Source organism: Streptosporangium sp. NPDC000509, from assembly GCF_042898365.1.
Taxonomy (GTDB): Bacteria; Actinomycetota; Actinomycetes; order Streptosporangiales; family Streptosporangiaceae; genus Streptosporangium.
Genome location: NZ_JBIAYX010000011.1, coordinates 32054 through 44047, shown reverse-complemented (window position 1 = coordinate 44047; position 11994 = coordinate 32054). Strand labels below are relative to the sequence as shown.

Below are 11994 nucleotides of genomic sequence, written 5' to 3'. Positions count from 1 at the left end.
AATCGTGCTGGCTTGACTACTCTCGGTTACATGGCAGAGGTGAGGTCGGTCGTCGATCAGGACGACCTGTTGAGTCAGCGGATCAAGGAGCAGTGGAGCAGCCAGCTCGGCCGGCGGCTCGACATCCTGATCGCCGGGTGCGGATGGCCTGAGCCGCTCGATCTCGCGCAGACGGAGTCCAGGGTCATCGGGATCGACGAGGACCTGCCCGTGTTGCGTACGAGCACGTCCGCGCGCAAGGACCTGGACTCCTGGGCGCTGGGCGACCTGCGCTCCGTGCCGGTGCCCCCGCGGGCGTTCGACGTCGTCTACGTGCCGTTCCTGCTGGAGCGGATCGAGCACGCCGAGCTGGTGCTCGACCGGCTGCTCACCGGGTTGCGGCCCGGCGGGCTGCTGCTGGTGAGGATGCGCGACCGGGCTTCGGCGTACGGGGCGTGCGACCGGCTCACGCCGACGGGGCTGCGGCGATGGCTGTGGCGCAGGTTCGTCCCCGCCGGGACCGTGGGCCCGCTGCCCGCCGTCTACGAGCAGATCGCCTCGCGCGAGGGGATGCACTCGTTCTGCCTCGTGCGCGGGCTGATGGTGACCGAGGACATCTCCACCGCCAGTGGTCCCGCGCTCCGCGGACCTCTCGGTAAGCTTGCCCGCGCCACCTGCTCGGTGGTGGAGACCCTCTCCAGGGGGAGCCGGCCCGCGTCTCACGACGAGATAACTTTGGTGATCCGCAAGCCCCAGAGTCACTTCGCCCGGTTGATCTGAGATCCACCGGGTCGAGGCACCTGGGATTTCACCGGGCGGCCGGATCCCAGGCTCGCCGGACGGGGTCGTCCATCGTGAGCGGGCGGAGCAGGAAAGTTCCGACGACCGCGATGGTGGAGCAGATGACGGCGCCTTTCGAGTGGACCCCAGACGCCCGCGAGCTGGCCGACCTTGAGCTGCTGCTCTCCGGCGCCTTCAGGCCGCTGGAGGGCTTCCTGAGCTCGGCCGACGCGCACGCCGTGGACGAGCACGGCGCGCTCGCCGACGGCACCCCGTGGCCCGCGCCGGTCACCCTCACCCTTCCCGACGACCACCCGGCCGCCCCCGGTGACCGGATCACCCTGCGCGACCCCGAGGGCGCGGCACTCGCCGTGCTCACCGTCACCGAGCGTGAGGACGGCTTCGTCGCCGGGCCTGTCGAGGCGCTGGACGCCCCCGAGCACGGGCCGTTCGCCCGGCTCCGCCTCACCCCGGCACGGGTCCGCGAGCAGCTGAACGGGCAGGAGTCGGTCCTCGCCGTCACCATGCGCGGGCCGCTCGGCGATCTCGGCGAGATCACGGCGACCGCACGGGAGCTGGAGGCGTCGATCCTGCTGCTCCCGCTCGCGTACGGCGAGGGCGGGCCCGCGGTGGTCCGCGCCGCGCTCAAGGCCCGTGAGGGGCTGCCGGAGGGCACGCTCGTCGCGGTGGTGCCGCTCGCGCCCAGGGAGCCGGCCATCGACCTGGAGCTGCGCGAGCGCGTGGCCGAGGCCTACGGCGCGACCGAGCACCTGGCGGGTCCCGAGCCCGTGACGCTTCCCGGTCCCCCGCACCGCCGGGGGCTGGTGGTCTTCTTCACCGGCCTGTCCGGCTCCGGCAAGTCGACCGTCGCCCGAGGGCTGCGTGACGCGCTGCTGGAGCGCGGCAGCCGCACGGTGACCTACCTCGACGGCGATGTGGTCCGCCATCTGCTCTCCGCGGGGCTCACCTTCTCCAAGGAGGATCGCGACCTCAACATCCGCCGCATCGGTTTCGTCGCCGCCGAGGCCGCCAGGCACGGCGGTCTGGCGATCTGCGCGCCCATCGCGCCGTACGCCGCCACCCGCGAGGAGGTACGGGAGATGGTCGAGGCCGTCGGCGCCGACTTCCTGCTCGTCCACGTCTCCACCCCCCTGGAGGAGTGCGAGCGCCGCGACCGCAAGGGCCTCTACGCCAAGGCCCGCGCGGGGATCATCCCCGAGTTCACCGGCGTCTCCGACCCGTACGAGGAGCCGGACGACGCCGACCTGGAGATCGACACCACCGGCATCAGCGTGGACCGGGCGGTGCACCAGGTGCTCGATCCGTTGATCCAGGGCGGCTGGATCCGCTGATCCCGACCCGACACCCAGGCCCGGAAGCCCCCGCCGGACGCCCCGGTAGCCGCCGTCAGCGGGCGGGGACGACGGCGTCGAGGCGTGGGTCGCGGGCGAGTTCGCCGAAGGCCCTCCGGCCGCCGGGCGTGGTGTCGAAGCGGGTGTCGCCACGGGGGGCGCGCGGCGAGTCGAAGTAGATCAGAGCCTTGATCCGCGGGTATTCGCCGATCTCCCCGCGTACCGAGTCGAAGAACACCTCCTTGAACCCCGGCCGGTCATGACGCTCGAAAACGCCCCACTCGGCGAGCATGACGGGCTTGTCGGGGAAGCGTTCCCCCATCCAGCGGTAGAACCCCGACCAGCGGGGGAACTCGGGGCGGGTCTTGTTCACCAGCCCGTCGAAACTGTGGACCCTGTGGTCGACGTAGGGGTCCATCGCCACCCAGTCGACCACGTCGTCACCGGGGTAGAGCTTCTCGAACCAGGGTTCCGACGCCCAGTTGGGCGCTCCCATGTAGGTCATCACCGTGACCGCGTTGGTCACGCCCCCCTGCCGCAGGCGCTTGACCACGTGGCGGAACATCGCGGCGTAGTCGGCCGCCGTCATTCCCCTGCCGCGGGCCTCCCGTACGTCGTCCTCCGGCTCGTGGTGGACGGTGAGGAAGAACCGCTCGGGGAAGGTTCGCACGATGTGGGCGGCCAGCCGGTCGATCCGCTCGTCCAGCGCCCCACGGGCGATCTGCCCCCAGGTGTGGTCGAGGGACGGCTTCCAGTTGATCAGCAGGAGCCTGCGGCCGGCCGGGTCACGGGCGATGGCGCGTTCCGCGGGGGTCGGGAAGAGCTCGTCGCCCCGGTGGTAGACGTGCATGATGTCGGCCGGCCGGCCCATGCGTCTCTCGGCCCTCTCCAGGGCCCGCTTCTGCGGCCGTCCCGTGAAGATCTCGGGTGCGATGCCCCACCAGGCGCCGCAGGAGGGCACGAGCTTGGCACCGACCTCGCAGGCGGCCCGGGAGCGCCCTTCGCGGGCTCCCGGGGCGCCGACGGCGCCCGCCGCGGCACGGGCCTCCCCCGTGTCGGCGGTACCCGGGGCGTCCGCGGCGTTGGAGGTCCTGCCGCCTCCGCTCAGCCCGGCGATTCCCAGCGCGAGGGTGCCCAGACCCAGCGCCAGCACGAGGCCGGAACCGGCGATTCTTACCACTCGCGGAATTACGTCTATAGGAGCATTTGTCTGATGCACCGTTTCCTCACAGCCGTCGCGCGTACGCATTCGTGGGCCGTCCTCGACCGTCACGGGGGAACACCTTCCCATCGCCCGGACGTGCCTCGTCCCTGACTTTGCCGGTCCGTGCCACAGCTCCCTCGCGGACGATAGGAAATATCGGATAAACCACTGTTATCTCCCTGTGATTGGCGCGGCCAACGCAAAGAAAATCTTGCGTATCGGTTCGGGGAAACGAAAAGCCGACCTATAGTTCCAAGGGTTCCCAGCGTCTGTTCGCCGGAGAGGCACCAGCGACACATGAGCCCGTCACCGGACGCCCCCGTCCGCCGCGGAGGCGAGGATCTGGCGGACTACGCGTCGCTTCTCCGCCGCCGGTGGCTGATCGTCCTCTCCCTGTTCCTCACCGGAGCCGGTGGCGGCATCGCCCTGATGTGGCTCACCCCGCCCTCCTACACCGCCTCCGGGCAGGTCCTGGTGACCGCTACCGGAGCGCAGGAACAGACCAACCAGGTCACCAGCCGTCAGCGCGAACCGCTCAACCTCGACACCGAGGCCCAGGTGGCCAGGTCCGCGGTGGTCGAGGCGAAGGCGAGGCGGTTGTTCGACGGCCTCTCCTGCCCCGCCGAGGTCTCGGTGCCGCCCAACACCTCGGTCCTGGAGATCTCCTGCAGCGCCGCCGACCCGGCGACCGCGGCCTCGGGAGCGAGCGCCTACGCCCTCGCCTACCTCGCCCAGCGCCGCGAGTCCTCCGCCCAGACGCTCGCGGCCCAGACCAGGGCCGTGCTGGTCAAGCTGAGGCAGACCAACGCGGGTCTCACCAGGGTCGCCACCGAGCTTCCCGGCCTCGGCAGGGGGACCACCGAGCGGGCCCTCGCCCTCCAGCGGCAGAACGTCCTCGCCAGGCAGGTTCACAGCCTCACCTCCAAATACGACGCGCTCAAGACCGTCGCCGTCACCCCCGGCTCCGTGATCAGCCAGGCGACGGCGCCGGCCGAACCCACCACCCCCCGCCCTCCTCTCTACCTGGGCAGCGGCCTCATGGCGGGGCTGATCTGCGGGGTCGGCGCCGCCTGGCTCCGCGACCGCCTCGACACCGCCCGGCGGCCCCCCGCAGCCGTCGGCCGCCTCACCGGCCTGGACACCCTCGACGGTGTCCGGGCGCACGGCCCGGCGGGCGCGGTGCTCGTGGTCGCGACACCCGGCACCTCCCCGCGCGAGGTCAAGCACGCCGTACGGGCGCTGAACGATCGCGGGATCCCCGTGGTCGGCACGTTCGTCATCGGCGACGACGTCCCCTCGCTCCCCGCCGGGCGGGGCTCTCACGCGGCGCGCGCTCCACAGGGACCGTACGCGTCACAGGGACCGACACCGCAGGGACCGACACCGCAGGGGCCGTACGTCCCGCAGGTCGCGTCCGCGCCGCGGGCCGGAGGAGGGTGGAGCCGCGAGGGCGCCCGGCGAAGGGCCGACCGGCCTCTGGCCGGCCTGGCGGGCGGACCCGCCCTGCTCGGAGCGCCGGGCGAGAGCCTGGAGGCACCCGCCAGGTCGGGAGCGCACGGACCCCCCGGCACACCGGAGGCGCGGCATGCGCCCAGGGCGTACGGGAACGGCGCACACCGGGCGGCGGAAAGACCGGAGGCGCCGAAGGCGTCCGGAGGGCACGGGAACGGCACACGCGGGGCGGCCGAGAGGGCGGAGTCGTGGCTCACCCCCGGGGCGAACAGGGACGGGGCGCGCGGACCCGCCGACGGGCCGGAGGTGCCGCTCGCGCTCGGGGCCAACGGGAACGTTCCAACCACCGGGCAGACGGCCGATGGCCGGAGGGGGCGCAGGCTGTGAGGTGTCCGCGTCCGGCCGCCTGGCCGATCGCCGCCCTCCTGGTGGGCTATCCCATCTGGTGGGCGCTCGGTTTCGGAGGCCTGTCGGTGATCGTGGTGGCCCCGGCGATGGCGCTGGTCCTGTGGCGGAGGCGGCCGATCAGGGCGCCGCGCGGTTTCGGGCTCTGGCTGCTGCTCCTCGCGGGTTACCTGATCAGCGCGCTCATGCTCGGCGAGATGCCTCCGGGCACCTACGGCGAGTTCGGCGCCGGGCGGCTCCTCGGCTATCTGATGCGCCTGTTCCTGTACGTCTCGCTGCTGGTCATGGTGCTCTATCTGGGCAACCTGACGGAGGAGGAGCTGCCGCAGCTCACCCTCGTGCGGATGCTCGGCGCGCTGTTCCTCACGACCGTCGCGGGCGGCCTGCTGGGCGTGTTCGCCCCGCGCGTGGAGTTCACCTCACCGGTCGAGACGGTCCTCCCCGACTGGATCAGCGGCAACCCCTTCGTCCACAACCTGATCCACCCCACCGCCGCCCAGATGCAGAAGGTCCTCGGCCACTCCTCGCCGCGCCCCGAGGCGCCGTTCGAATGGGCCAACGCCTGGGGTGGCAACCTCTCGGTGCTGCTCGTCTGGTTCGTGGTCGGCTGGTGGGTGTACGGCGGGCCGCGCAGACGCCTCGCCGTCGTCCCGCTCGTCGCGCTCGCCGCGATCCCCGTCGTCTACTCGCTCAACCGAGGGCTGTGGATCGGGCTCGGCGTCGCCGCCGCGTACGTCCTGCTGCGGCTGGGCACGCGGGCCCGCGTCGCGACCTGCGCGGCCCTGACCGCGGGGGCCCTGGTGTTCGCCCTCAGCCCCCTGCAGGCGATGGTGGCCCAGCGGCTCGACAACCCGCACAGCAACGGCATCCGCGCCTTCACCGTCTCGGCGACCCTCGCCGCCGCGAGCACCGCGCCGCTCATCGGGTACGGCAACACCCGCAACGCCACAGGCAACCACCGGACGATCACCACCGGCAAGAGCGGCTGGTGCCCCACCTGCGGCCATCCGCCTCTGGGCGGGGACGGCCAGCTCTGGCACCTGATGATCACGCAGGGTTTCACCGGGGCCGCGCTCTACGTGGCTTTCTTCGCCGGGGCCGTCCGCCGCCACTGGCGTGACCGGAGCCCGATCGGCGTCGCGGGGGTCCTCGTGATGATCCTCACCCTCCTCTACATGTTCGTCTACGACGGGCTGGTCACACCGCTCAGCCTGTACCTCGTCTCGTTCGCACTGCTCTGGAGAAACTCGATGGCGAGCACGGCCTCATGAACGACGCCCGCGCCCGTCTGCGCTACCTGGACCAGACCCTCGACCTGCTGTTCCCCGGCCCCGGCGACCCGAGCCCCTACACCCTGCTCCCCCACCGGCTGCTCCCCCGCAGGCTGGTCCCCCGCGCCTGGTGGCACCCCGGCGGGAGGGTCACGGTGTCCTCGGGCCGGGACGGCATCGAGAGCCACCTGAGCGAGGTGTTCGGCACCGCCGTCCGTGTCACGCTGCGGGTGCGCCCGGCCCGCCGGGCCAACCGCAAGCCGATCCTGGAGGCGCGCGCCGCCGACGGGCCGATCGCCTTCGTGAAGATCGGCGACACCGACCTGACCCGGGAGCTCGTCTCCCACGAGGCGCGGACCCTCGGCCTGCTCGCCGGCGTACCGCTCAAGACCGTCGTCCCGCCCGCCGTGCTGCACCACGGAACCTGGCGCGGCCTGTCCGTGCTGGCGCTCACCCCGCTCCCCGTACGGCGGGGGCGGATACCGGGTGACGTCCTCGTCGACGCGATCGACGAGATCGCCCGTATCCCCGGGGGCGACGTCCCGGATCGCGCCCCCGCCGCTTCGGACCCGGCTTCGGGAGACCACCTTCCCGGGAAAACCGCCCGCGCGGGCCGGCCCTCCCTCGGCGATCCCGTCGCGGGAGCCCCGGCTTCGGGAGACCCGCTTCCCGGAAAACCCGCCCGTGCCGGCCACGCCCTCCTCGGCGTCCCCGCCGGAGGAAGCCCGGCTCCTGAAAGCGGAGGGCTCGAAGAGCGGTCGTTCTCCTGGCACGGTGACCTGACGCCGTGGAACATCTCGCGCGGCCCCGACGGACGGTTGCTGGTCTGGGACTGGGAACGGTTCGGCACCGGGGTCCCGCTGGGCTTCGACGCCGTCCACCACTTCTTCCAGCGGGCCCTGCGCCGCGCCGATCCGGCCACCGCGGCGAGGGCCTGCGTGGCGCGGTCCCTGCGGATCCTGGCCCCGTTCGGGCTCTCGGCCGCCGAGTCCCGGCTCACCGCGCTCCGCTACCTGATCGTCCTCGCCGACCGCCACGCCGCCGACGGCCACGCGCCCCTCGGACCACCGGAGCTCTGGCTCACCCCCCTCGCCGACTCCCAGGAGACCCTGCTGTGAAGGCTGTGAAGCCCGCGCTGAAGCGTTCGGTCCACACGGCCTCGTGGGCGATAGGGCGCCTCACCTCCCGCAGCCGGGTGCTGCCCTCCTTCCTCATCGTCGGGGCACAGCGCTGCGGCACCACCTCGCTGTACCGCGTCCTGTCCCAGCACCCGCTCATCCTGAAGCCCGTCCTGCGCAAGGGCGTCCACTACTTCGACATGGCCTACGACCGGGACCTGTCCTGGTACCGGGCGCACTTCCCGCTGCGGGTGTCGGCCTCCCGGCCGGCCCGCAGGTACGGCTTCCCCGCCCAGGCCTTCGAGTCGTCGCCCTACTACCTGTTCCACCCGCTGGCCGGTCCCAGGATCGCCCGCGACCTGCCGGGCGCCAAGCTGATCGTGCTGGTCCGCGACCCCGTCGAGCGGGCCTTCTCCGCGCACGCCCACGAGCTGGCGAGGGGCTTCGAGACGGAGCGCTCCTTCGCCAGGGCCGTGCGGCTGGAGGAGGAGCGGCTCGCCGGGGCGGAGGAGCGGCTGCGCGCCTCGCCGTACTCGACGAATCTCGCCCACCGTCACCACGCCTATCTCGCCAGGGGCCGATACGCCGAGCAACTCGCCCGGCTGGAGCCGCTGGTCGGCCGCGACCGGCTGCTCGTCATCGACAGCGGCCGGTTCTTCGCCGAACCCGATCTCGCCTACGACCGCGTACTGGCGTTCCTCGGGTTGCCGCACCTCGGTGACCCGGTGTTCGAACGGCACAACGGCCGGGCCAGGCCGGGTCCCATGCCCCGCAAGCTCCGTCGCGAGCTGAGGGCTCACTTCGAGGAGCAGGACACCCTGCTGACCTCGTGGCTGGGCGCGGAGCCCTCGTGGCGCCGCTGATCCCCACCCGCCTGGCGGGCCTGACCGGGGCCGCGCGGGGCGGGGTGGCGGGGCTCGCGGGAGCGGGGGCGGGGGCCGTCGCGCAGTTCCTCACGGTCGTGCTGGTCACCAGGGGGGTGGAGCAGGAGGCGGCCGGTCTCTTCTTCTCGGCGACCGCCCTGTGCCTCACGGTCGCCACTGTCCTGCGGCTGGACGCGGGGAACGGACTGGTCCACTTCATCGCCAGGTCCCGGTCCCTCGACCACCGCCACACCTCCGGCTACGTCCGCGCGGCGCTCGTCCCGGTCGCGGCGCTCTCGCTGGCGGCCGGCGCGGCGGTCGTCCTCACCGTCTCCGACCCGGCGCTGCGGGTGCTCGCGGTCGCCCTGCCCGCGGTGACGTGCTCGGGCGTCGTGGTGAGCGCGACCCGCGGGTTCGGCTCGATGCGGCCGACCGTGCTGCTGGACGGGGTGCTGCAGCCGGTGTCCCAGTCGCTTCTGGTCGGGGCGGTGGTGCTCGCGGGCCACGACTCCGTGCCCCTGCTCGCCGCGGCCTGGGCACTGCCGTACCTGCCGGTCCTGTTGCTCGCCTCGATCTGGCTGCGGCGGCGGCTGCCCGGGACGCCCCTGCCGCCGGGCGCCGCGCACGAGCTGTGGCGTCACACCTGGCCACGGTCGCTGGCTGCCGGGATCCAGGCGGTGTTCCAGCGGCTGGACGTCGTGATCGTGGCGCTGCTCGCCGGCCCGGCCGAGGCCGCCGTCTACACCGCCGCCACCCGTTTCAAGATCGTGGGTCAGCTGGCCGGTCAGGGACTCGCGCAGGCCATGCAGCCGAGGCTGGTCCGGGCCCTCGCCGAGGGCGACCTGCCGCGCGCCGGGGAGCTGTACCAGTCGGCCACTCGCTGGCTGGTCCTGCTCACCTGGCCGGTCTGGCTGGGGTACGCCGCGTTCGCGCCGTGGTTGCTCGGCGCCGTCTTCGGTGACGGTTACGCCGGCGGTGCGCCGGTGGCGTTCGTGCTGGCCGCGACGATGATGCTCGCCACGGCGTGCGGTATGGCCGACATGGTGCTGACCTCCGCCGGGCACACCGGCTCCAGCCTGGCCAACCTGGTCGCCGCCGTCGCGACGGTGGTGGCGCTGGACCTGCTGCTCATCCCGTCGCTGGGCTCGCTCGGTGCCGCCCTCGGCTGGGCGGGGGGCACGGTGGTCAAGAACCTGCTGCCGCTCTGGCACATCCACCGCCGGTACGGCCTGCGGCCCTTCGGCGCCGGCAGCCCGGCCGCCCGGCGGGCGGCATGACCTCCCTTCCTTCCCCGCCCCCTACGGCCCCGAACGCGAGGTGGACGCCATGACCGTGCGACCCGGGTGTTCCGGAGAGCCTGGACACGTGATGGGCACCGTGACACCCGTACTGGTCACCGGGCTGCCCAGGACCGGGACGAGCTGGACGGGCAGGATGCTCGCGGCGGGCGGGGAGCTGGTCTACGTCAACGAGCCGCTCAACCCCGAGCACCCGCCGGGCCACTCCCCCGGTGTCCTCGACGCCGTGGTCGGCCACCGGTTCCAGTACATCTGCCCGGACAACGAGCGGGCCTGGCTGCCCGCCTTCACCCGCACGGTCGCGCTGCGCTACGGGTTCCTCGCCGAACTGCGCCGCAACCGGTCACCGTACGACCTGGCGAGGATGGTCCGGTACGGCACCGCGTTCACGCTGGGGCGGCTGGGCGGGCGCCGGGCGCTGCTGGACGACCCGTTCGCGCTGTTCTCCGCCGGGTGGTTCGCCGACCGGCTCGGCTGCCGGGTGATCGTTCTGCTGCGCGATCCGGTGGCGTTCGTCGGCAGCTGGCAGCGGCTCGGCTGGACGGTCTACTTTCACGAGTTGCTCGAACAGCCGCTGCTGATGCGCGACCAGCCCCACCTGGAGGCGTTGCGCCCGCTGGTCGGCTCCCAGGACCGTGTCGCCAAGGCCGTGGCCCTGTGGCGGGCGGCCGGGACCACCGCCGCCGACCTGGCGGAACGGCACCCAGGGATCATGCTCGCCCGCTACGAGGACCTGGCCCGCGAGCCCCTGGCGGGCTTTCGCCGCCTGTACGAGTGGGCGGGCCTGACCTGGACGGCCCGCGCCGAGGCGCGTATCCGCCGCGCGTGCACGGACGCGTCAGGCACCAGGGCGTCAAGCACGGAGGCGTTAAGCACGGGCACGGGCACGGGCACATCAGAGGGCATGAGCGCAGGCACAGGCACATCGGAGAGAGGCGTTGGCGGCTTCGCCTGGAGCGGCCTGTCCCGCACGGCCTACCGGCCGATGGACTCGCGCCGCGCCCTCGCCGAGGCCGACGCTCGGCTGAGCCCGCAGGAGGCCCTCCGGGTCAGGAGACTCGCCTCGGCGGAACGTTGAGGTCCGCGCGGGAAACACCGTGGAGTCGTGAGGCTCCGGCGCTCCGGAACTTCACGACTCCCATGCCTTCACGGTGCGTGACCTCACAGGGTCACGATCTCACGAGAACACAGCCCCACGGCCCATAGCTCTACGGCACCACGCCCCCACGGCTTCGAGGCGACACGGCTTCAGGAGAAGAGGCCGCGTACGAGGGAGACCGTGAGGAGCCGAAGCGCGTACGGCAGGTCGTCGACCAGATAGCGGCGGGCGAGCCTGCCCGGCTCCCGCGTCAGCCGGAAGACCCACTCCAGGCCGCCGCGGCGCATCCACGCCGGTGCCCGCCGCACGGTGCCCGCGGCGAAGGCGATCGCCGAGCCGCAGCCGACGAACCAGGTGCCCGGCAGGTCACGGCGGAGTGAGGCGATGAGGCGCTCCTGTCTGGGAAAGCCGAGCCCGACGAAGACCAGCCGAGGCGCGGCGGCGATCACGTCGTCGCGTACCCGGGCGTAGCTCTTCGGATCGTTCTCGAATCCGTAGGGCGGGGTGCCGACCCCGGCGATCACCAGCTCCGGATGGCGGCCCACCAGCTCGCGGGCCGCCTGCGCGGCCGTGCCCTGGGGACCGCCCAGGAGATACACGGGATGGCGGTAGAAGGCGGCGGCCTCCGACAGGGACCAGATCAGGTCGGCGCCGGTGACCCGGCCGGGGAGAGGGGTGCCGAGCAGCCTCGCCGCCCACACCAACGGCATGCCGTCCGCCACCGCGAGATCGGCGCGCTCGACGAGTCGGCGGGCCCGGGGATCGCGGGCGACGGTCCGGCTGATGTCGACGTTCGGGGTGACGAGGTGGCCACCCTCTCCGCGTTTCAGAGCCGCGACCACGTGCTCGACGACCTCGCCCTCGGTCATCGGGTCGATCGCGACCCCCGCCACCCGCACGCGCCTGCGCAGACGCCTGCGGGTGGCCTTGTCGGGTCGGGGCCTGCGGCGGGAGACGGCCGGGGGAGCCTCCCGCCCGGTGACCGGCGTCCCGGCCTGCCCTGCGACGGCGGGCAGGCCGGGCGCCGAGTCGTGACCGGTGGTCGCGGGCCGGTGGTCGGTGCGGGGCGGGGAGGGAGGCACCGTCGAGCGCTCGACGGCCTTCACCGTCAGGAACGGGGCGAACGGTGGGTCGTGGCGCTCGGCGGCGGCCTGGCCCGTCACGGGCGGAACG

At 72.9% G+C, this 11994-nt stretch carries 10 protein-coding genes; 8 read left to right on the top strand and 2 right to left on the bottom strand.

Annotated elements, in window-relative coordinates:
* Nucleotides 1–30: 30 nt before the first annotated feature.
* Nucleotides 31–759, top strand: coding sequence for a class I SAM-dependent methyltransferase (locus tag ACFY3D_RS20905; RefSeq protein ID WP_389981515.1), 729 nt, complete (start codon nucleotides 31–33; stop codon nucleotides 757–759).
* A 122-nt stretch (nucleotides 760–881) separates the two neighbouring features.
* Nucleotides 882–2111 carry an adenylyl-sulfate kinase gene (gene cysC / locus ACFY3D_RS20900; protein WP_389981513.1) on the top strand — a complete coding sequence of 410 codons (1230 nt, stop codon included), beginning with the start codon at nucleotides 882–884 and terminating at the stop codon, nucleotides 2109–2111.
* 55 nt (nucleotides 2112–2166) lie between these two features.
* Here cysC and ACFY3D_RS20895 read toward each other — a convergent pair whose 3' ends face one another.
* Nucleotides 2167–3291, bottom strand: coding sequence for a glycoside hydrolase family 26 protein (locus tag ACFY3D_RS20895; protein ID WP_389981511.1), 1125 nt, complete (start codon nucleotides 3289–3291; stop codon nucleotides 2167–2169).
* A 321-nt stretch (nucleotides 3292–3612) separates the two neighbouring features.
* Here ACFY3D_RS20895 and ACFY3D_RS20890 point away from each other — a divergent pair, with 321 nt between their 5' ends.
* The 6 genes from ACFY3D_RS20890 to ACFY3D_RS20865 are packed head-to-tail and all read left to right on the top strand — an operon-like array spanning nucleotide 3613 to nucleotide 10800.
* Nucleotides 3613–5154 (top strand): Wzz/FepE/Etk N-terminal domain-containing protein, encoded by a 1542-nt coding sequence (locus ACFY3D_RS20890; RefSeq protein WP_389981509.1) that lies wholly within the window; start codon nucleotides 3613–3615, stop codon nucleotides 5152–5154.
* The gene (locus tag ACFY3D_RS20885; RefSeq protein ID WP_389981507.1) at nucleotides 5151–6443 is read left to right on the top strand and encodes a hypothetical protein; all 1293 of its coding nucleotides are present in this window, start codon (nucleotides 5151–5153) and stop codon (nucleotides 6441–6443) included. Before ACFY3D_RS20890 ends, ACFY3D_RS20885 begins: the two co-directional genes overlap by 4 nt.
* Nucleotides 6440–7561 (top strand): hypothetical protein, encoded by a 1122-nt coding sequence (locus ACFY3D_RS20880; protein WP_389981505.1) that lies wholly within the window; start codon nucleotides 6440–6442, stop codon nucleotides 7559–7561. The genes ACFY3D_RS20885 and ACFY3D_RS20880 overlap by 4 nt, the downstream gene beginning before the upstream one ends.
* Before the next feature lie 5 nt (nucleotides 7562–7566).
* Complete coding sequence (locus tag ACFY3D_RS20875) at nucleotides 7567–8424, top strand: sulfotransferase family protein (protein WP_389981876.1); 858 nt, start codon at nucleotides 7567–7569, stop codon at nucleotides 8422–8424.
* Nucleotides 8412–9701: a lipopolysaccharide biosynthesis protein gene (locus ACFY3D_RS20870; RefSeq protein ID WP_389981503.1), complete on the top strand. Its 1290-nt coding sequence runs from the start codon at nucleotides 8412–8414 to the stop codon at nucleotides 9699–9701. Before ACFY3D_RS20875 ends, ACFY3D_RS20870 begins: the two co-directional genes overlap by 13 nt.
* A 49-nt stretch (nucleotides 9702–9750) precedes the next feature.
* Nucleotides 9751–10800 (top strand): sulfotransferase, encoded by a 1050-nt coding sequence (locus tag ACFY3D_RS20865; protein ID WP_389981501.1) that lies wholly within the window; start codon nucleotides 9751–9753, stop codon nucleotides 10798–10800.
* 170 nt (nucleotides 10801–10970) lie between these two features.
* Here the strand turns inward: ACFY3D_RS20865 and ACFY3D_RS20860 are convergent, their stop codons facing one another.
* A complete protein-coding gene (locus tag ACFY3D_RS20860) occupies nucleotides 10971–11984 on the bottom strand; it encodes a WecB/TagA/CpsF family glycosyltransferase (protein WP_389981499.1) in 1014 nt (337 codons plus the stop codon).
* Nucleotides 11985–11994 lie beyond the last annotated feature (10 nt).

What these genes read in the sequence shown, in the direction of transcription:
- ACFY3D_RS20905 (WP_389981515.1), top strand. Translation starts at nt 31, where the DNA reads ATGGCAGAGGTGAGGTCGGTCGTCGATCAGGACGACCTGTTGAGTCAG.
- cysC (WP_389981513.1), top strand. Translation starts at nt 882, where the DNA reads ATGACGGCGCCTTTCGAGTGGACCCCAGACGCCCGCGAGCTGGCCGAC.
- ACFY3D_RS20890 (WP_389981509.1), top strand. Translation starts at nt 3,613, where the DNA reads ATGAGCCCGTCACCGGACGCCCCCGTCCGCCGCGGAGGCGAGGATCTG.
- ACFY3D_RS20880 (WP_389981505.1), top strand. Translation starts at nt 6,440, where the DNA reads ATGAACGACGCCCGCGCCCGTCTGCGCTACCTGGACCAGACCCTCGAC.
- ACFY3D_RS20865 (WP_389981501.1), top strand. Translation starts at nt 9,751, where the DNA reads ATGACCGTGCGACCCGGGTGTTCCGGAGAGCCTGGACACGTGATGGGC.